This is a genomic window from Acinetobacter lwoffii (assembly GCF_024129685.1).
In the GTDB taxonomy this organism is placed as follows: Bacteria; Pseudomonadota; Gammaproteobacteria; order Pseudomonadales; family Moraxellaceae; genus Acinetobacter; species Acinetobacter lwoffii_X.
The window spans coordinates 75,385-95,481 of the sequence record NZ_JAMXXL010000008.1; the positions used below are offsets into that span (position 1 = coordinate 75,385).

14 protein-coding genes and 3 pseudogenes are annotated in these 20,097 nt (G+C 45.0%); 9 read left to right on the top strand and 8 right to left on the bottom strand.

Going from position 1 to position 20,097, the window contains the following annotated elements; genetic code table 11:
• Positions 1-69: 69 nt before the first annotated feature.
• Entirely contained in the window at positions 70-1,293 is a 1,224-nt protein-coding gene (locus NI464_RS05795) for a CaiB/BaiF CoA transferase family protein (RefSeq protein ID WP_086044835.1), read from the bottom strand.
• A gap of 358 nt (positions 1,294-1,651) precedes the next feature.
• Here NI464_RS05795 and NI464_RS05800 point away from each other — a divergent pair.
• Positions 1,652-2,927 (top strand): annotated as a pseudogene (locus NI464_RS05800) (MFS transporter).
• A 74-nt stretch (positions 2,928-3,001) separates the two neighbouring features.
• Here the strand turns inward: NI464_RS05800 and NI464_RS05805 are convergent.
• Positions 3,002-3,163 (bottom strand): annotated as a pseudogene (locus NI464_RS05805) (MarR family transcriptional regulator); the annotation flags it as partial.
• Positions 3,164-3,165: 2 nt separating this feature from the next.
• On the opposite strand from NI464_RS05805, the pseudogene NI464_RS05810 reads away from it, so the two are divergent.
• Positions 3,166-4,017, top strand: a pseudogene (locus tag NI464_RS05810) (AMP-binding protein); the annotation flags it as partial.
• 110 nt (positions 4,018-4,127) lie between these two features.
• Here the strand turns inward: NI464_RS05810 and NI464_RS05815 are convergent.
• Entirely contained in the window at positions 4,128-4,805 is a 678-nt protein-coding gene (locus NI464_RS05815) for a type 1 glutamine amidotransferase domain-containing protein (protein ID WP_086044836.1), read from the bottom strand.
• 171 nt (positions 4,806-4,976) lie between these two features.
• Entirely contained in the window at positions 4,977-5,861 is an 885-nt protein-coding gene (locus NI464_RS05820) for a LysR family transcriptional regulator (protein ID WP_253137945.1), read from the bottom strand.
• A gap of 177 nt (positions 5,862-6,038) precedes the next feature.
• On the opposite strand from NI464_RS05820, the gene NI464_RS05825 reads away from it, so the two are divergent.
• The 6 genes from NI464_RS05825 to NI464_RS05850 all read left to right on the top strand — a co-directional run bounded on the left by NI464_RS05825 (position 6,039) and on the right by NI464_RS05850 (position 13,270).
• Entirely contained in the window at positions 6,039-7,568 is a 1,530-nt protein-coding gene (locus NI464_RS05825; protein WP_005106965.1) for a CoA-acylating methylmalonate-semialdehyde dehydrogenase, read from the top strand.
• Between the two features lie 11 nt (positions 7,569-7,579).
• Positions 7,580-8,470, top strand: coding sequence for a 3-hydroxyisobutyrate dehydrogenase (gene mmsB, locus NI464_RS05830; protein WP_253137946.1), 891 nt, complete (start codon positions 7,580-7,582; stop codon positions 8,468-8,470).
• Positions 8,471-8,556: 86 nt separating this feature from the next.
• A complete protein-coding gene (locus tag NI464_RS05835) occupies positions 8,557-10,206 on the top strand; it encodes an AMP-binding protein (RefSeq protein WP_086044839.1) in 1,650 nt (549 codons plus the stop codon).
• Positions 10,207-10,264: 58 nt separating this feature from the next.
• Positions 10,265-11,392, top strand: coding sequence for an acyl-CoA dehydrogenase family protein (locus tag NI464_RS05840; protein ID WP_086044840.1), 1,128 nt, complete (start codon positions 10,265-10,267; stop codon positions 11,390-11,392).
• A 22-nt stretch (positions 11,393-11,414) separates the two neighbouring features.
• On the top strand, positions 11,415-12,188 hold the full coding sequence (locus NI464_RS05845) for an enoyl-CoA hydratase (protein ID WP_004280280.1): 774 nt from the start codon (positions 11,415-11,417) through the stop codon (positions 12,186-12,188).
• Between the two features lie 20 nt (positions 12,189-12,208).
• The gene (locus tag NI464_RS05850) at positions 12,209-13,270 is read left to right on the top strand and encodes an enoyl-CoA hydratase/isomerase family protein (RefSeq protein WP_004280278.1); all 1,062 of its coding nucleotides are present in this window, start codon (positions 12,209-12,211) and stop codon (positions 13,268-13,270) included.
• A gap of 82 nt (positions 13,271-13,352) precedes the next feature.
• On the opposite strand, the gene NI464_RS05855 is transcribed toward NI464_RS05850, so the two are convergent.
• The 4 genes from NI464_RS05855 to pdxR form a co-directional block, all read right to left on the bottom strand.
• Positions 13,353-13,523, bottom strand: coding sequence for a hypothetical protein (locus NI464_RS05855; RefSeq protein ID WP_004280276.1), 171 nt, complete (start codon positions 13,521-13,523; stop codon positions 13,353-13,355).
• Between the two features lie 173 nt (positions 13,524-13,696).
• Positions 13,697-14,566, bottom strand: coding sequence for an SDR family oxidoreductase (locus NI464_RS05860; RefSeq protein WP_004730928.1), 870 nt, complete (start codon positions 14,564-14,566; stop codon positions 13,697-13,699).
• A 366-nt stretch (positions 14,567-14,932) separates the two neighbouring features.
• Positions 14,933-16,387, bottom strand: a complete 1,455-nt coding sequence (locus NI464_RS05865; protein WP_253137947.1) for an amino acid permease — start codon at positions 16,385-16,387, stop codon at positions 14,933-14,935.
• A gap of 417 nt (positions 16,388-16,804) precedes the next feature.
• On the bottom strand, positions 16,805-18,307 hold the full coding sequence (gene pdxR / locus NI464_RS05870) for a MocR-like pyridoxine biosynthesis transcription factor PdxR (protein ID WP_004646934.1): 1,503 nt from the start codon (positions 18,305-18,307) through the stop codon (positions 16,805-16,807).
• A 328-nt stretch (positions 18,308-18,635) separates the two neighbouring features.
• On the opposite strand from pdxR, the gene NI464_RS05875 reads away from it, so the two are divergent.
• Positions 18,636-19,907: a Glu/Leu/Phe/Val family dehydrogenase gene (locus NI464_RS05875; RefSeq protein ID WP_228305206.1), complete on the top strand. Its 1,272-nt coding sequence runs from the start codon at positions 18,636-18,638 to the stop codon at positions 19,905-19,907.
• Positions 19,908-20,097: the final 190 nt, after the last annotated feature.

Below are 20,097 nucleotides of genomic sequence, written 5' to 3' on the forward strand. Positions count from 1 at the left end.
GAATGATCTAATCCATTATCTTTAAAGTAAAAAAGGAATCGAAAGATTCCTTTTTTACTGCTTGCAGGCTTATCGCTGCTGGATGACTTTTTTGCTTTTCAGTTCTTCTATTTCAGCAGAACTTAAATATTGACTCAAAATGGCATCGGTATCTTCACCCAGACAAGGGGGTGCCTTTTTATATTCTACCGGTGTCTTGGAGAGTTTGATCGGTGAACCGATTGAGGTGTAATCTTCACGTAAAGTATGCGGCATCTGAATCACCATATCGCGTGCCAATACCTGTTCTTCTTGCAAAGTCTGTTTCAGGTCATTGATCATTCCTACCGGCACTTTAACCGCATGGATTAAATCCACCCAGGTTTTTGCCGGTCTAGTATAGAAATGAGCCTGTAGAACTGTGGTCAATTCTTCACGATGTGTAACACGTCCAGAATTTTTTAAGAAGCGAGGATCTTCTGCCACCTTAGCCAGACCAACGGCCTGACACAAAGCTTGAAATTGCAGATCATTACCACAGGCAATAATAAATTCACCTTCCTGGGCTTTGAACACCTGATAGGGCACAATATTGGCATGCGCGTTTCCGAAGCGACCAGGTACTTTGCCTGAGGTGAGATAATTCATGGCCAGAACAGAGAGGGAAGCAACCTGGGTATCCAGCAGCGCCATATCAATATACTGACCTTCACCGGTTTTCTCACGGGACAACAAAGCCGCCTGAATGGCAATTGCGGCATATAAGCCGGTGGTCAAATCGGCAAAGGCCAGACCCGCTTTTTGTGGGCCACCACCGGGCAGGTCATCACGTTCGCCAGTGACACTCATCATGCCACCCATTCCCTGAACGATAAAATCATAGCCCGGCTCTTGCGCACGCGGACCGTTCTGGCCAAAACCGGTAATGGAACAATATACCAGTCGCGGATTTAGCTGGCTCAGACTTTCATAATCCAGCCCATATCGTTTCAACGAACCGGCTTTATAGTTTTCAATGACTACATCACTCTGTTCAGCAAGTTTTTTGATAATACTTTGACCTTCAGGTGTAGATAAATCGATTGCAACCGAATGCTTGCCACGGTTGGCTGACAGGTAATAAGCCGATTCATGGGTATCTTGCTGGTGATTGTTTTTAAGCCAAGGTGGTCCCCAGATACGGGTATCATCCCCATGATCCGGTTTTTCAATCTTGATCACTTCTGCACCCAGATCAGCCAGAATCTGGCTACACCAGGGCCCAGCCAAAATCCGGCTTAAATCCAGTACACGAAATCCTGTTAAGGCACCCATTATTACGCTCCCTGTTCGATCCTATTCAAATGACATATCGTTCTTATCCCTCTTTTTAAAGCTATAGGAAAATGAAAGAACAATCAACTTTATGATAATAAATTTCGCATAACAAAATAAAACATCTAAAATAATTGAATATTCATCTTATTTTCTTTAGCCTGATGCAAATATAAGCATGAACGAGGAACAAGAGCTAACTGATAAAAAGGAAAAAGGTATCTCCTAGACAGGATTAAAAAAGGAGTCAATCAAGTGAATTAAAAACGGATTAGCCTTAAAGCATATTCATTAGCGGAATAGCTTTAAATATAAAAAGATCATGAAAACCTAAGGATAGGAAAACAGAGATTTAAATATGACGGATTTAGCGAGAGAATTAGAAAAGATTAAACCGACGACCAAACGAACCCAGCAAATTGCTTTTATTTTCGCCTTTCTGGCTTTACTGGTAGATGGCGCGGACATGTTGCTGCTGTCATTCAGTTTAAATAGCCTGAAAGCAGAGTTTGGTCTCAGTAATCTGCAGGCTGGTACACTAGGCAGTTTTACCTTAGCAGGTATGGCGATTGGTGGCTTTATAGGTGGCTGGGCCTGTGACCATCTGGGTCGTGTACGTACCGTAGTCATTTCAATTCTGGTATTTTCCATATTGACCGCAGCCTTAGGCTTTGCACAAAACTTTGAACAATTTGCTGTTTTACGCTTTCTTTCTGCCTTTGGTATTGGCTCTTTATATATTGCAGCCAATACGCTCATGGCTGAATATGTTCCAACTGAATATCGCACCACGGTTTTAGGTACCTTACAGGCAGGATGGACCGTTGGTTATATTGTGGCCACTGTACTGGCAGGCTGGATCATTCCGGAATATGGCTGGCGAACCCTGTTTTTTATTGCCATTATTCCCTCGGTTATGGCGATTTTTATCCAGAAACTGGTTCCTGAGCCAGAATCCTGGCAGCGTGCACGTTTGCAGCGTTTATTTATATGCCCCAGCTGAAATCACAGTACAGCAACCCGCCAAAAAAAGCACAGTCAAAGAGATTTTTGCGGATCCTGCGAATCGCAGAATGTTTATTTTGTGGATCTTTACGGCCGGTTTTCTGCAATTTGGCTACTATGGCGTAAACAACTGGATGCCGGCATATCTGGAATCTGAATTGCACATGAATTTTAAATCTATGGCCGGCTATATGATTGGTACTTATGTGGCGATGATTTTCGGAAAAATTCTGGCGGGCTTTGCCGCAGACCGTCTGGGTAGACGCGCTGTCTTTTCGTTTGGAGCAATTGGAACGGCGATTTTCCTGCCCGTGATTGTGCTATTCAATACGCCAGATAACATTGCCTATCTGCTGATATTCTTTGGATTCCTATACGGCATTCCATATGCGATTAATGCCACTTATATGACAGAAAGCTTCGCCACCTCGATTCGTGGTACTGCGGTAGGCGGTGCTTATAATGCAGGTCGTATCGGCGCCATGTTTGCCCCTGCAATTATTGGCGCGGCAGCCAGCGGTGGTTCAATTGGCTTAGGCTTCCTGATTATGGGGGGTGCCTATTTCTTGTGTGGCGCAGTGTCCGGGATATTCATTAAAGACCGTCAATACGATCCACAAAAGGCATAATTTCAATTTATAAAAAAGAGCCTGAATTCAGGCTCTTTTTTATATTCTTCAATTAAAGCTATATTTCTATTTGTTTATTCCTGATCCGTTTCTTTATGCAGATGAATACTTTTTAAACCATCATTTACTTTATTGAGCAGATGAATTAGGGTAACCACATCATCAAAAGCCAGCTTATTTAAGGCCTGACCATAAAAATCAAAGAAATCAGCTTGCAAGTTGTCCCATGTTTCCAAGCTGGGATGTAGCCAAAACAGTGGATCTAATTCATCAGCATCAGGTGAATTTCACCATGGCCTCGACCCCATTCCTGAATGACCTGTCCAATACCGTGGCGGAACAGCATGACAAGGTTGATTCACTAAAAATTTTCCTGTGTGCTGGTGCACCCATTCCGGGGCCATTGGTACAAAAAGCCCGGGAAATTCTGGGCGTTAAAGTCATATCCGCTTGGGGTATGACCGAATGTGGTGCAGTGACGCTGACCCGACCGGAAGATGAGGATGAACACTCTTTCAATACGGATGGCATCGCTTTACCTGGTGTTGAAATCAAGATCGTGAATAAAAAAGGTCAGACCAAAGCCGTGAATGAATCCGGGCGTTTGATGATCCGCACCTGTTCAAATTTTGGCGGTTATTTAAAACGTCCACATTTGAATGATACGGATGCCGAAGGCTGGTTTGATACTGGCGATATTGCCTATCAGGACGAGCATGGCTATATTCGGATTTGCGGACGTAAGAAGGATGTGATTATTCGTGGTGGAGAAAATATTCCGGTCGCGGAAATTGAATCACTACTTTATAAGCATCCGAATATCGCCACAGTAGCTTTAGTGGCTTATGCAGATGAGCGAATGGGCGAGCGTTCCTGTGCAATCATCAAGCTGAAAGATCAGACAAAGCCGTTAAGTTTTAATGAGCTGGTAGATTTCCTGAAAACTCATAATCTGGCTATGCAGTATCTTCCGGAACGCCTGGAAATCTGGGAGGATATTCCGATGACCCCATCGGGAAAAATCCAGAAGTTTAAACTCAGAGAATTACTGGCTCAGCATATTGCCTCAACGGCAGTTGAAGCGAACTAAATCTGGGAATAAATAGATAAATTAAACCCTGAATAATCTTGCATCATTCAGGGTTTTTCTTATTCAAAAAGAAGCGATCTAAAAGGTTAATACGAATTTTAGATTAACTTCTACTTTAATAATTTTAATAAAGCTTCAGCCGTTGCAGCAGAAGAGGCGGGGTTTTGTCCAGTAATGAGCAGACCATCTTGTTGCACGTATACCTGCCAGTCCTCAGTTTTGGAATATTTCCCACCTTTTTCTTTCAGCATGTCTTCCACTAGAAATGGGACAACATCGGTTAGGCCTACGCCGTCTTCTTCGGTATTAGTAAAACCGGTGACTGTCTTGCCTTCTACAATCGAATGACCTTCGGCATCTTTGACTTCACGAAGTACACCCGGTGCATGACAGACCAGCGCAACAGGTTTATCTGCCTGTAAAGTCTGCTCAATTAAAGAAATAGAATTCTGGTCTTTGGCTAGATCCCATAATGGACCGTGACCACCCGGATAGAACACGGCATCAAAATCCTGATTTAAGACTTCACTCAACTTATGTGTATTGGCAAGAGCCTGCATGGCCACCTCATCTGCTTCAAAGCGTTTGGTGGTTTCGGTTTGCGCATCCGGCTCATTACTTTTTGGATCTAATGGTGGCTGACCACCTGCAGGAGAAGCCAAAACTACCTCTGCGCCTGCATCGACAAAGGTGTAATAAGGCGCAGCTAGCTCTTCCAACCAGAAGCCAGTTTTTTTGCCAGTATCGCCCAGCTGGTCATGTGAAGTCAGTACCATCAAGATTTTCATATTATTTTCCTGTAGCTCATTAAAAAACATCGCGAATGATCGACTGTTAATTTAACAAGTCATGAGCGTCAGGAATGTTGTGATACGTTCATTTGCTGTATCGATACGTTGTTGTTTCAGTTGATTTAACTAAAGTACGTAGCCTTGCAAAGTGAACAGTGTGTTCAATATTCATCTGCCCATTAACAGGTCTTGCTGAAGATCGGCTTGTTTACGCAAGAAATCCCAGACCAGTTTAATTTTTGGTTCATGTTGCAGATCGACCAGCGTCAGCATCCAGAAAGTGTGGGTAAAACTGAGCTGCTGACCCAGCACCTCTTTCAGTTCACTTTTATCATTGACCAGAAATTTCGGCAAAATGGCCAGTCCAGCACCTGCACGCACGGCAATTTCCTGCGCCAGAATGCTGTTACTGCGAAAACAGGCACTGACCTGCAAGGGAAGACGCTCTAGCGAATATAATGCAGTGCTATAGACCAGATCATCAATATAATCGACAAAACGGTGCTGCTGGAGGTCTTCCAGTTTTTTAATTTCCGGATTTTGCTGTAAATAATGCTGGCTGCCATATAGCTTTAAACAGTAATTAGACAAACGAGTAATGATATACGGACCAGATTTGGGCCGGTCAATCGCGATCACAATATCGGCTTCTCGATGTGAAAGTTTGATCGCTTTCGGTACCGGAATCAGGTCAATGGTCAGCAAAGGATAATGCTGGGAAAATTCTGCCAAAAGACGAGCTAAAAATGCCGTGCCAAAACCTTCTGGCGCACCAATCCGGACCCGACCTTGCAAGGGATCATGGCGCTTGTCAATCTGGATAAAGGACTGTTCCATCTGTTCCACACGCGGCACCAGTGCCAGACCTTCCGAGGTTAGTTCATAACCGGTGGCTTCGCGCTTAAACAGTTGCGTACCTAAAGTACTTTCCAGGGCCTGAATCCGCCGCGCTACGGTGCTATGTTCAACCCCGATTAAGCGTGCTGCGTTGGTGAGTGTTGTAGCACGCGCCAAAACTAAAAAAAAGCGTAAATGATCCCAATCTACTTTCATTTTTTATTTAACATCCTGTTAAATTCCTGTGCATATTTGCACAACCATCGTGCACCAATTTCTATTGGTGGTCAAAGTGTTCTTTGTTAGTCTGCTGAAACAGCGTAAAAATTATACGTTAAATAAAAGCCAGTAAAGGCAGATACAACGACAATAACAAACCAGCACGGAGCGACCATGAACGCCATTTCTCATCCACAGCAAAGTACCGGATTCACCACCGCAAAACTTCTCATTAATGGTGAATTTGTCGAATCAAAAACCAGCCATTGGCAAGATATTGTTAATCCTGCCACTCAGGAAGTCTTGGGGCAGGTGCCATTTGCTACTACAGAAGAAGTCAATGCTGCGATTGCGGCTGCGCAAAATGCCTTTACCAGCTGGCGCCAAACCCCGATCCAGGCACGCATGCGCATCATGCTGAAGCTGCAGGATCTGATTCGTACGAATTTAAAAAGTATTGCCCAGGTCTTAACAGCAGAACAGGGGAAAACTCTGGCCGATGCCGAAGGTGATATTCAGCGCGGTCTGGAAGTGGTGGAGCATGCCTGTTCGATCGGTTCACTACAAATGGGTGAGTATATTGAAGGTGTGGCACGCGGTGTCGATACCTATACCTTGCAGCAACCATTGGGTGTCTGTGCAGGAATTACCCCGTTTAACTTTCCGGCGATGATTCCACTGTGGATGTTCCCGATGGCGATTGTCTGCGGCAATACCTTTGTATTAAAACCCTCAGAACAGGATCCGCTATCGACCATGATGCTGGTTGAGTTAGCGATTCAAGCCGGTGTACCGGCTGGCGTACTGAATGTAGTACATGGCGGCAAAGAAGTGGTCGATTTACTGTGTACCCATCGCGACATTAAAGCGATTTCTTTTGTTGGTTCAACCGCGGTCGGTACGCATGTCTATAACCTGGCAGGCCAGCACGGCAAGCGTGTGCAGTCTATGATGGGCGCTAAAAACCATGTCGTGGTAATGCCAGATGCGAATAAAGAACAGACCTTAAATGCGTTGGTCGGTGCAGCTTTTGGTGCAGCAGGTCAGCGTTGTATGGCACTTTCGGTGGCGGTGATGGTCGGTGAGACCAAGCACTGGGTCGATGAACTGGTCAATAAAACCAAAACCTTAAAGGTGAATGCCGGACATGAACCGAATACCGATGTGGGACCGGTGATTTCAACCCGTGCCAAAGCACGTGTGATCGATTTAATTAACAGTGGCGTTGAACAAGGCGCTGAACTGCTGCTGGATGGTCGTGATGTACAGGTTCCAGGCTATGAAAAAGGCAATTTTGTCGGGCCAACGATTTTTAATCAGGTTACGACCGATATGCGCATTTATAAAGAAGAAGTGTTTGGCCCGGTACTGGCGATCATGCATGTCGATACTTTAGAGCAGGCCATTGAGCTGATTAATGCCAATCCCTTTGGTAATGGCGTGGGACTGTTCACCCAGAATGGCAATACGGCACGTACCTTCCAGAACCAGATTGATATCGGTCAGGTGGGCATCAACATTCCAATTCCTGTCCCTGTGCCTTTCTTCAGTTTTACCGGTTCACGCGGTTCAAAACTGGGTGATCTAGGTCCTTATGGCAAACAGGCGGTGCAGTTCTATACCCAGACCAAAACCATTACCAGCCGCTGGTTTGAAGATGACCAGGAAACCACAGGTGTTAATACCACGATCAGTCTGCGTTAAGGAGCATCAGCATGAAGATTGCATTTATTGGTTTAGGCAATATGGGCGGCTCCATGGCGCAAAACTTGCTCAAGTCCGGTCATCAGGTTTTTGGTTATGATTTAAGTGCAGTGGCTTTACAGCATTTTGCAGAAGGGGGCGGTATCGTCTGCGACAGTCCACAAGCTGTCGCGAAGCAGGCGGAGATCGTGGTCAGCATGTTGCCCGCCGCCAAGCATGTGCGTGAAGTCTATTTAGGTGAACACGGTATTCTGAAGGTGCTTCAAGCGGGCAGCTTATGTATCGACAGCAGCACCATTGACCCGCAAACCATTCAGGAGGTTGCCGCAGCAGCGCAGGCCAAGCAGATTCGCGTCTGTGATGCACCGGTATCCGGCGGTACTTTAGGTGCCAAAGATGGCACTTTAACCTTTATGGTCGGTGCAGATGATGCCACCTTTGAGGCGGTCAAACCAGTTCTCGGCTGTATGGGTAAAAATCTGGTGCATTGTGGTGCGGTGGGAACAGGACAGGTAGCAAAAATCTGTAATAACCTGATTCTGGGCATTTCCATGACTGCGGTAGCAGAAGGGATGGCACTCGGAGCCAAACTGGGTATTGATCCGCAGGCGCTGGCTGGGGTAATCAACAGCTCCACTGGACGCTGCTGGAGTTCTGAAATTTATAATCCATGGCCCGATATTTGTGCCAATGCACCGTCATCGCGGGGTTATACCGACGGTTTTGCCGCACAATTGATGCTCAAAGATTTAGGTTTGGCGGTCGATGCAGCGCAACAGGTGGATCAGCCGGTTGTACTCGGCAGCATGGTACAAAAACTCTATCAACAGCTCTGTCAGGAAGGAGATGCCCATCTGGACTTCTCCAGCATCATGCATCAATACACCACGCCAAATGCTTAAAACTTAAAAGATTCAGATGGAGCAAGGATTCGCTTCAATAATTACACCTTGTCAGTAATAACGATAAATTCAGGCTGAGGTTTAACATGTTAGATTATCAAACAACGGTTCAAGACTTTGATTTAAATACGGTTGCAAGCCAGTATCTCTCCGGTTCCATGCAGGCAGTAAATGCCTGTTATGAATGCTGTGACCGTCATGCCGATTCCGATGCCATTGCCTTATACTGGCATGGTAAAGATGGCAGAAAAGAACAATATAGTTTTGCCGAACTCAAAAAATATTCCAGCCAGTTTGCCAACTTTTTAAAGTCTCAAGGCATTGGTAAAGGCGACCGCGTTTCCGGATTATTACCACGTACTCCCGAGTTGATCATTACTATTTTGGCAACCTGGCGGATTGGTGCTGTCTATCAACCCTTATTTACGGCCTTTGGTCCCAAAGCCATCGAGCATCGTATTCAGCTGGCGCAAAGCAAGCTGGTGGTGACTGATCTGGCGAATCGGGATAAATTATCTGAAATTAGCAACTGTCCACCGATTGTGACGGTACATGCCGAAACTGAGGCAGAGCGCTATCCGCACGATCTTAGCTTCTGGACAGTATTAAACCGTCAGGCTGAAGCTTGTGAGCTGGAAATCCTGAATGTTAATGATCCATTTTTATTGATGTTTACCTCGGGCACCACCGGACCGGCGAAACCGCTTAAAGTGCCGTTAAAAGCACTGATTGCTTTTGCAAGCTATATGCAAAATGCCATTGGTCTAACTCCTGAAGATGCTTTCTGGAATATTGCTGATCCCGGCTGGGCCTACGGATTGTATTACGCGATTACTGGTCCCTTAATGCTTGGACACTCGACCTTGTTTTATGAAGGCGGTTTTAATGCCGAAAGTGTCTGCGAAATTGTTAAGGAATATGGCATTACCAATCTGGCCGGTGCACCAACCGCTTACCGCATGATGATGGCGGCCGATCCTGCTCAAATGGCAAAACTACGCGGTAAGTTACGTGTTGTCAGCAGTGCGGGAGAACCGTTAAATCCGGAAGTGATCCGCTGGTTTAAAGAGGTACTGGATGTGCCGATTTATGACCATTATGGCCAGACCGAAGTCGGGATGGTGGTGTGTAATCATCATGCCTTGGAACATCCGGTCCGTTCAGGTTCGGCAGGCTTTGCCAGCCCGGGTTACCGGATTGCCGTTGTCGATGAACAGGGGCATGAATTAGCAGCTGACGTCCCGGGCATCCTGGCAGTGGATATCAGCCAGTCCCCAATGATGTGGTTCTCTGGCTATGAAGAAAGCCGTAAATCTCCATTTGTCGGACAGTATTACTTAACTGGGGATACCGCAGAAATTCATGCAGATGGCAGTATGAGCTTTGTTGGGCGTAGTGATGATGTCATTACAACGTCAGGTTATCGGGTCGGCCCGTTTGATGTGGAAAGTGCCTTGCTGGAACATGATGCCGTGATTGAAGCAGCAGTCATTGGCGTGCCTGATCCTGAGCGTACCGAAATCATTAAAGCCTTTGTGATTCTGGCGAATAATTTTGCAGCTTCGGCCCATCTGGAAGAAGAGCTGGGTCAATTTGTGAAAAAGCGGTTATCTGCGCATGCCTATCCACGCCTGATTGAATTTGTGACTGAATTGCCGAAAACCCCAAGCGGTAAAATTCAACGCTTTTTACTGCGCAATCAGGAAATCAACAAGCAGCAAGCCAAGACCGCATAACAGCTAAAGCCAACAGATTGAATAAGAAGATTAAATAAAGAGATTGAAGGAAGAATCCATGCAATTAACGGAAGAACAACAACTGATTCAGGACATGGCAAAAAGCTTCGCCCAGGAACAGATTAAACCCTTTGCCGGCGAGTGGGATCAAAAAGGCATCTTTCCTAAACAGGCCTTAGCCCAAATGGGAGAGCTGGGTTTTTTAGGCATGCTGATTCCGGAAGAATGGGGCGGCTCGGGCACAGGTACGCTGGCTTATGTTCTGGCCTTAGAAGAAGTCGCTGCGGCCGATGGTGCAACATCTGCGATTATGAGCGTACATAACTCTGTAGGGTGTGTGCCGATTTTCAAGTTCGGGACGGAACAGCAAAAGCAGGATTTTCTAAAGCCTTTGGCTCAAGGTGAAATGATTGGTGCCTTTGCCTTAACCGAACCGCATACCGGATCGGATGCTGCCGCGATTAAAACCCGGGCGGTCAAGGACGGCGATCATTACATTCTGAATGGCGCGAAACAGTTCATTACCTCAGGCCACAATGCCGGAATGATTATTGTGTTTGCCGTGACTGATCCAGCTGCGGGGAAAAAAGGTATGAGTGCATTTTTAGTGCCGCGCGACACGCCCGGTTATGAAGTGATTCGGGTCGAAGAAAAACTCGGCCTGCATGCTTCGGATACCTGTCAGATTGCCTTAACCGATGTCCGCATTCATGAAAGTTTAAGACTCGGTGCAGAAGGCGAAGGTTTAAAAATTGCCTTGGCCAATCTGGAAGGCGGGCGAATCGGTATTGCGGCACAGGCGGTTGGTTTGGCGCGTGCCGCCTTGGAAGAAGCAACGGCCTATGCGCATGACCGCGTGGCCTTTGGCAAACCGATTTTTGAACAGCAAGCGATTTCTTTCAGGTTGGCCAGTATGGCGACTGAAATTGAAGCAGCACGGCAACTGGTCCATTTTGCAGCACGCAAGAAAGAAGCCGGTGAAACCTGTTTAACTGAAGCCTCCATGGCCAAGCTATTTGCTTCGGAAATGGCGGAACGTGTCTGCTCCAAAGCGCTGCAGATTTTTGGCGGCTACGGTTATCTGAAAGATTTTCCGATTGAGCGGATTTATCGCGATGCGCGGATTTGTCAGATTTATGAAGGCACCAGCGATATTCAGCGCCTGGTGATTGCACGCAGTTTATAAGGAATTAAAAAGGATTTTTATCATGCAATGGCAAACCATTTTACTCGAACAACGTAACGGTGTTGGACTGATTACCTTAAACCGTCCTCAGGCGTTAAATGCACTGAATAACCAGCTGATTGTCGAGGTCAATCAGGCTCTTGATCAGCTGGAAAAAGACCCCGAAATTGGTTGTATCGTGATTACCGGTTCGGAAAAAGCTTTTGCTGCTGGTGCCGATATTAAAGAAATGGCAGATCTGAATTTTCCGCAAATTTATCTGGACGATTTTTTTAGTCTGGCCGACCGGATTGCGCAGCGCCGTAAACCTTTAATTGCCGCAGTGAGCGGCTATGCCTTGGGTGGTGGTTGCGAGCTGGCATTGATGTGCGACTTTATTTACTGCGCTGATAATGCAAAATTTGGTTTGCCTGAAGTTACCTTAGGCGTGTTGCCCGGCATTGGCGGGACCCAGCGTTTAACCTTGGCGATTGGTAAGGCCAAAGCCATGGAAATGTGCCTGACTGCACGGCAGATGGGGGCGCAGGAAGCGGAACAAAGTGGTTTGGTCGCTCGGGTTTTTGCCAAGGAAGAATTGCTGGAACAAACCCTGCAAGCTGCCGAGAAAATTGCTGAAAAGTCGCTTACTGCCGTGATGATGATTAAAGAATCAATTAATCGGGCCTTTGAAGTGAGCCTGGCTGAAGGCCTGCGCTTTGAACGCCGGGTTTTCCATTCGATTTTTGCCGGTTCCGATCAAAAAGAAGGCATGCAGGCCTTTGTAGAAAAACGCCCAGCCAAATTTACCCATCAATAAAACAAAAATAGGAAAATAAAATGAGTGATGAAAATAATTTAGCGATACGGGTCGCAGGAAGTCTGGGCATTATCAGCCTGGACCGCACCAGCCATTTAAATGCCTTAACCCTGCCAATGATCCAAGGCATTCAGGCGCAACTCGATCAGTGGTGCCATGATCCAGAAGTGCAAGCCATCCTGATCAATTCCAACAGTCCCAAGGCGTTCTGTGCTGGAGGCGACATCCGCTATCTGTATGACAGCTATCAGGCCGGCAATACCCAATATCAGGATTTTTTTGCCACTGAATATAAGATGCTGAGCACCTTGCGTAATTTTCCAAAGGCCGTGATCGTGATGATGGATGGCTATGTACTGGGCGGAGGCTTTGGCCTCGCTCAAGCCTGTCATATCAAAGTTACGAGTGAAAAATCACGTTTTGCCATGCCCGAAACCGCAATTGGTTTTTTCCCAGATGTTGGAGCCACCCATTTCCTGTCCCGACTGGATGAAGTCGGTGTCTATATGGCTTTGACCGGGGAGCAGATCAGTAGCAGTGATGCCTTGTATCTCGATCTGGTGGATTATCATGTGCCGAGTGAGCGTTTTGCTGAATTGGAAGCAGCGTTGATTACTGCGCCTGTGTTAAATTCGATTGAAATCCAGAAAATCATTAGTGGCTATATTACGCATCCGGTAGAAAGCGAGCTGCAAAAACGTGCAGATCTGATTAATCAGCATTTTGGCTATCCAAACCTCAAGGAGATTGAACAGAGTCTTGCTCATACAAGTAATTCAACCGATCAGGAATGGGCTAGTAAAATGCTGGCAATTTTGCAGCAACGTCCGGTTATGGCCAAGCAAACCAGCCTGAAGTTACAGCAAGCCGGACAGAATTTGTCGCTAGAAAAATGCATGCAGTTAGAACGCGACTTGCAAGATGTCTGGTTAGAGCAGGGCGACTTTATTGAAGGCGTTCGTGCGCTGATTATTGATAAGGACAAAAATCCAAAATGGCGAACTGAGAATGCAAAATTTGAAAAGACCTTGCAAAAGATCTGGCCAGTTTGGACTCAGCAGCGTATCGAAAATATCACTTAAACTTGATGGTAAAAGACCCTCTATAAGTAAATTATAAAGGGTCTTTATAGGTGTCCTATAGCGTCATCAGTATGAATTCTGCTTAGTGGGACGTTTTCTTTTTCTTGCCACCACCGTCTTGTTTATTGACCGTCGACCAGGCAATACGTTCGGCTTCTTCCTCAGAATGACCACGTTCTTTTTCGCTTTCTTCAATATGTTCAGCCTGACGTTTCTGTTTATCGGTATAGGCTGATTTGTCACCTCTAGGCATCTTAATATCCTCATCAGGTTTGGCTGAAATTACTATAACAAGAGCTTATTTTTACGAGGGTAAGTATTTGTTGGAATCATTTTATAAAAACAAAATTTTTAAAAAATATGAAAATCTAAAGATTAAATAGATGAAGATAACGGTCAACTAGAACCGCTATCTTCTTTGTCCGATTAGCCGTTAATAATACTGCCGCCATTCACATGAATCACCTGACCTGAAATATAGCTAGCTTCTTCACTGGCCAGAAATAAATACGCCGGTGCTACTTCACTTGGCTGGCCCATGCGGCCCATTGGGGTACTTTTACCAAAATCTTTAAGCTGCTCTTCATCAAAGCTGCTCGGAATGAGTGGTGTCCAGATAGGACCTGGCGCGACTCCATTGACGCGAATGCCCGTTTTATTTTTTAATAAATTGGTGGAAAGGCTTCGGGTAAATGTAGTGATGGCCCCTTTGGTACTGGCATAGTCAATCAGCTGATCATGTCCGTGATAACTGGTAATACTTGTCGTATTGATAATGCTGTCACCTTCTTGCATATGCGGAATCACCGCCTGAGTCAGGTGAAACATCGACAGAATATTCACATTAAATGTTTTAAGTAATTGCTCGGGCGAGATATCGCTAATACTTTCTTGCGGATACTGAACCCCGGCATTATTGACCAGAATATTAATCGTTTTAAATTCCTGAAGGGTCTGTTCCACCATTTTCTTGATTTCATCTTGATCCTGTAAATCACATTGAATCAGCAGGCAACGTCGGCCTTCATCTTCCACCATTTTTTTGGTGTCCCGTGCATCCTGATCTTCATCCAGATAGCAAATAGCGATATCTGCACCTTCGCGGGCAAATAAGACCGATACAGAGCGGCCAATTCCGCTATCACCACCAGTAATCAAGGCAACTTTGCCTTTTAATTTTTCACTGCCTTTATAATGCGGTTTAATAATTTCCGGTGCAGGGTCCATTTTGGTTTGTACACCCGGTTGATGGTCTTGTGTTTCAGTTGAAGCTGGGGTTTCAGGATAATGATTCATATCTTTTCCAATTCCAATGATTGTGGCCATATAAGAAAAAATATATTAGAAGCTTTTAGGCAAAATGAGGCTGGACTCAACATTTCATAACAGAATGTATTCGAGATTTATCAATTATTCGTTGAAACGGATCAGGTTGAGCAACCAGAACAGAAAAAGCTGATGAAACAGCTTCTGGCTACACTTTGATAGCTGAGGTGGTCTTGAAAGGTGAAATTTGATTAGGAAAGGTGAGGTATCAACGGAGATTTAAAATCTAGACATAGATAAGCATCTTTTTCTGGGAATATATAAGAAAAATGGAGAGTTTTTTAACTCTCCATTTATTCATTCTGATGTATTTGAAAAATTTCTATAGAAATAAATTTAAAGATTATCACTTAAATTAATTCTAGCCTGTGCTGCCTTTTCCTTTTTGGCTGAGGCTTTACCCCAGTTAAACTTTTGTGCACAGATGCCTAAGCCCACAATAAATAATGCAAGCACACTGGTATAAACCACTTCTTTAAAATAGGTTCCTTCAATAATCATGGTAATTAAAGCACCCACAATAAAGATAATGACCAGATAAGTTAACCATGGGAATAACCACATCTTGAATGGAATATTTTGTCCTTCAGCTTCCAGTTTTTTACGTAACTTAAGCTGAGAAATGGCAATCGCCAGATAAACATATAAAGATACGGTACCAGTCGCTAACATCAAGACATCATAAATATTCATACTTTCGGTGGCAGTCAGATAGATCGCCACGAAAGAAAACAGGCTTGAAAAAATGACACCTACCCATGGGCTGTTATTGCGGTTGGTTAAACCAAAACTCTTTGGTGCATCTCCACGTTTCGAGAGGGAATAGACCATGCGTGAACAGGTATAAAGTGCGGAGTTAAAGCAGCTACATACCGAGGTGAGCACGACAAAATTAACAATATGGCGCGCTTCCGGAATACCGAGTGCGGTAAGGGCCACACTATACGTACCCCAGGTCGGATCTTTCAATAAAGGATTATTGTGTGGAATCAGGCAAACTGTGATCAGCATTGAACCGACATAGAATAAAATGATACGCCATACAATTGAATTAGTGGCCTTACGAATTTCCTTGGCGGGATCTTTGGTTTCAGCTGCTGCTACGGTGACAATCTCTGCGCCCATATAAGCAAACATTACACCCAATAAGGCTGTGATGACGGATGAAAAGCCATTTGGCATAAAGCCTTGAGCGGTTAGATGAGTCGTACCGCCGAGCATAGAGGCATCACCCCAAGGCCAAAGGTGCATCACGGCCAGACTGCCAAATACCAGGAACAGTACAATGGCAATAACTTTAATCAGGGCAAACCAGAACTCGAATTCACCAAAGTTTTTTACGTCACGGAGATTGATCCAGACCAGTGCTACAGTGACCAGAAGCATATAGTCCCAGATCGGGATAAATGGAAACCAGCTATTTAGGATTTTCCCGGCAACAAAGGCTTCCCAGCCCATGAGCAACGTCCAGAAAGACCAGTATAACCAGCCGATAGAAAATCCAGCCCAGCGCCCGATTCCACGATCCGCATAGGTTGAAAATGAACCACTGTCGGGATTCAGTACCGCCATTTCTCCCAGCATACGCATGATGAGTAAAACTAATATTCCACCTAGAGTATAGGCAATGAGTGCAGCCGGTCCTGCAGAATAGATGACATTACCGGAGCCGACAAAGAGTGCTCCACCAATGACACCGGCAATTGAAATCATGGTGAGATGGCGTGATTTAAGTCCGTTTTTTAAGCCGTTTGATGATTCGGAATTGGAGAAATGTTGATGTTCTGCCATATAATTTCCCTTAATATCAATAGCGTAGCGGCAATAAAATTCCTTATTTGGCTTACGCTATCTTATCCTTTGAAACTGTAACCGAATTCATCAGTGCTTGACCAATATTAAGTTAATCTTAATAAAATGAATCCTTGTAGCCCTATAGACAGGATCACACTTTGATTAAAGTACGGTTACATGCTGTTCATGTATGCAGTTAATTTCTCTTTTTTGTTGTAAAGTGACGAGAGCCATTTTTGAGCAATTCAAAGGAGCCAATTGGCTTAAGAGATAAAAAATATAAGCAGGCAATATTTACAGAAAAATAAAGCCTACCTAAAATATCAGGCTAAAAGCAGGTTTACTTTCCCTTTAAAAATAAATTAAAAGCTTTTTGATTTTAAAAATATAATTGTATTGATCCCTGAGTTTTTACTAAGTTAAAGTGCGGATCCCATGCTCGCGCAAGCACTTTAACAATATCCCGAAAGCCACCAGAATTTCCTGTTCACTCACACAGGCAAAGCCCAGTAATAATCCTTTCTGCCGGGTGGAATAATGTTTGGTATAGTATTGCGATAAGGCTCTGACCTTGATTCCCAGTTCAAGCGCTTTGGATGCAATCAAGACATCATCACTGCTGCTCGGCAATTTTAAAATCAGATGCAAACCGGCGGCGGTATTGTATTCATGCAGAAAATCTTCACCTAAATGTCGGCGAATCAGGTCAATTAAAAAAGCGTGGCGTTTGCCATACAATAAACGCATCCGTCGGATATGCGCCTCATAATGTCCTTCACGGATAAATTCAGCCAGTGTTTGCTGATCGATTAAGTGACCACCACGATAAAGTTCCGAGGCCACAATTCGCAATGAAGAAAACAGCTGTTTTGGTACCACTAAATAGCCAATACGCAGGGCCGGATAAATGGTCTTACTAAACGTCCCCATATAAATCACCGGAGAATCCGGCTCTAAACCTTGTAAAGAAGGATAGGGCTGGCCCGAGAACCTGAACTCGCTGTCATAATCATCTTCAACAATCCAGCTGTTGTGCTGGCGTGCCAGTGCAATTAACTGTTTGCGCCGTTCTAAACTTAAATGTGAGCCCAAAGGATACTGATGCGACGGCGTCACAAAAATCAGTTTAGGTGGTTTCTTGGGATGCAGATCGGGAATAATCCCTTCCTGATCCACCGGTAAGGAACGTAGATTGACGCCATTAATTCGTAAAATATTACGCGCGCCCCAATAGGCTGGATCTTCGATCCAGACCTCATCGCCTATGTCGCTTAAAGTACGCGAGACCAAATCAATCGCCTGATGGGTGCCTTCGGTAATAATGATCTGATCAGCATCGCACTGCACTGAACGGGCAATTTTCAGATATTCTGCCAGCTCCTGACGCAGTTCTAGGGAGCCACCGGCATTGCTGTAAATCAGGTTGTTAACTTGAGGTTCACGGCTCAAACGCGTTTGGATTTTGCTGAAAATATGATGCGGAAATTCGGTTACATCGGGTGCGCCCGGTACAAAGGCTCCCCATTGATAAGGCGAAGCCGCGGAATAGCCGAGCAAGTAAGAACCGCGTTGCGACAGATTATAATTTTGCTGTGCTTTTTTTTCTGCAACGGCAGGAGAATTCTGTTCTGCCTTCACCAAAAAGGATTCGGGTAATTTCTCTACCACCCAGGTACCTTGGCCGGTACGCGCATCAACATAACCTTGTGCCTGTAATTGTTCATAGGCATTTAACACCGTATTACGTGATACCTGAATTTCTTTGGCCAGATCACGCGATGCAGGCAAGCGGGTTTTGGGAGCCAATACGCTATCAATAATCGCGTTACGCAAGCAGCGGAACAGTCGCATCTGTAATGTTCCTGTGACATCTTGCTGCAATCGCTGCAGTAAATAATCTCCAAGCAAGCTACGCAATTGGCTCTCTCCTACAAATTTGAAATGGCTCTCGTGAGAGCGGTATTGCTAGGTGCAAAATAGTCTGATCAGGCAGTCATTGTAAAGTGTCTTGTATGCGTTTTGATCATGTACCTGCGGCTTGAATGCGAGCATACAGGCGGGCAGGCAATATACACAGATACCGATTAAAACTAAAGCGGAAAATCTAGACACTGATTTTGTTTGGAGCTCGCTGAACTAAGACCTGAATCAAGCAATGATTGCCATAACAGCCGAATAGAGATGTGTTGCAGCCGCCAGGACATACGACTGCATATAACAAAAGGATCATAGAATGAACATGATGATGAAAGGATTGACCTATACCGAGCAAGGTACAACGGCCTGGAACAATTATCTTAAGCAACTGGATAAAGTAGCGCCTTATCTGGGTGAGCTGAGTGAACGACTGGACATGCTGCGACGCCCAAAGCGCAGTTTGATTGTCGATGTTCCGGTCATCATGGATGATGGTACGGTTCAGCATTTTGAAGGCTATCGTGTTCAGCACAATTTAACTCGCGGTCCAGGCAAAGGCGGCGTGCGTTTTCATCCAGATGTCAATTTAGATGAGGTGATGGCTCTGTCGGCCTGGATGACGATCAAATGTGCTGCTCTAAACTTACCTTTTGGCGGTGCCAAAGGCGGTGTGCGAGTTGATCCGAGCCAGCTTTCCAAGCGCGAACTGGAACGCTTGACCCGACGTTATACGGCAGAAATCAATTTAATTATTGGACCGCAAAAAGATATTCCGGCGCCGGATGTTGGAACCAATCCGCAAATCATGGCCTGGATGATGGATACGTTTTCCATGAATGCGGGTTCTACGATTACTGGTGTAGTGACCGGAAAGCCGGTTCATTTAGGGGGGTCTTTAGGCCGCAGTAAAGCTACAGGTCGCGGCGTATTTATTAGCGGTCGTGAAGTTGCCCAGCAAATCGGTCTGGATTTAAAAAATGCTCGGGTTTGTGTACAGGGTTTCGGTAATGTGGGCAGTGAAGCTGCGCTGCTTTTCCAGGAAAATGGCAGCAAAGTGATCTGTGTTCAGGACCATTCTGCCACCCTGTATCAGAAAGAGGGGATTGATATTAAAAAGCTGCTTGAATACTCAAATGCCCACCATAAAATTCAGGGATTTTCTACCAGTGATGAAATTTCTGCATCAGCTTTCTGGACCATTCCTGCCGAAGTCTTTATTCCGGCAGCGCTGGAAGGTGTGATTAATACTCAGGTCGCGCAAAATATTCAGACCAAAATGATTCTGGAAGGTGCCAATGGTCCCACTTTGACTGAATCGGATGAAATTCTGAGTGAGCGTCATATTACCGTGGTGCCAGATGTAATCTGCAATGCGGGTGGCGTGACGGTCAGCTATTTTGAATGGGTTCAGGATTTGGCCAGTTATTTCTGGACCGAGGAAGAGATTAATCAGCGTATGGATGCCAGCATGAAAAATGCGGTACAGGATGTATGGCAAAAATCAGTCCAGGCCGGATGTTCTTTGCGTACAGCCGCTTATATTCTGGCCTGTGAGCGGATTTTAATGGCGCGTCAGGAACGCGGCATCTATCCGGGTTAAGCGAAGTTTTTGCAAGATGGATTAATCCATAAAAATGAATGGATTTAATCCATGATGACCTATCCTAAATTTTTGCAATGGATTTTTAAATTGGCTTCTTTATTTAAAAAGGAGCCAATTTTTATTAAAAACATAAATACTTGTTTATAAATAAAATAATTTTATATTTTGACTCTTTTACTAATTTCAA

Excerpts from the sequence above, each read along its gene's own strand:
- NI464_RS05815 (WP_086044836.1), bottom strand. The coding sequence starts at position 4,805 with ATGAAAATCTTGATGGTACTGACTTCACATGACCAGCTGGGCGATACT.
- NI464_RS05845 (WP_004280280.1), top strand. The coding sequence starts at position 11,415 with ATGCAATGGCAAACCATTTTACTCGAACAACGTAACGGTGTTGGACTG.
- NI464_RS05795 (WP_086044835.1), bottom strand. The coding sequence starts at position 1,293 with ATGGGTGCCTTAACAGGATTTCGTGTACTGGATTTAAGCCGGATTTTG.
- NI464_RS05855 (WP_004280276.1), bottom strand. The coding sequence starts at position 13,523 with ATGCCTAGAGGTGACAAATCAGCCTATACCGATAAACAGAAACGTCAG.
- NI464_RS05820 (WP_253137945.1), bottom strand. The coding sequence starts at position 5,861 with ATGAAAGTAGATTGGGATCATTTACGCTTTTTTTTAGTTTTGGCGCGT.
- NI464_RS05860 (WP_004730928.1), bottom strand. The coding sequence starts at position 14,566 with ATGAATCATTATCCTGAAACCCCAGCTTCAACTGAAACACAAGACCAT.
- NI464_RS05835 (WP_086044839.1), top strand. The coding sequence starts at position 8,557 with ATGTTAGATTATCAAACAACGGTTCAAGACTTTGATTTAAATACGGTT.
- mmsB (WP_253137946.1), top strand. The coding sequence starts at position 7,580 with ATGAAGATTGCATTTATTGGTTTAGGCAATATGGGCGGCTCCATGGCG.
- NI464_RS05840 (WP_086044840.1), top strand. The coding sequence starts at position 10,265 with ATGCAATTAACGGAAGAACAACAACTGATTCAGGACATGGCAAAAAGC.
- NI464_RS05825 (WP_005106965.1), top strand. The coding sequence starts at position 6,039 with ATGAACGCCATTTCTCATCCACAGCAAAGTACCGGATTCACCACCGCA.
- NI464_RS05850 (WP_004280278.1), top strand. The coding sequence starts at position 12,209 with ATGAGTGATGAAAATAATTTAGCGATACGGGTCGCAGGAAGTCTGGGC.
- NI464_RS05875 (WP_228305206.1), top strand. The coding sequence starts at position 18,636 with ATGAAAGGATTGACCTATACCGAGCAAGGTACAACGGCCTGGAACAAT.
- NI464_RS05865 (WP_253137947.1), bottom strand. The coding sequence starts at position 16,387 with ATGGCAGAACATCAACATTTCTCCAATTCCGAATCATCAAACGGCTTA.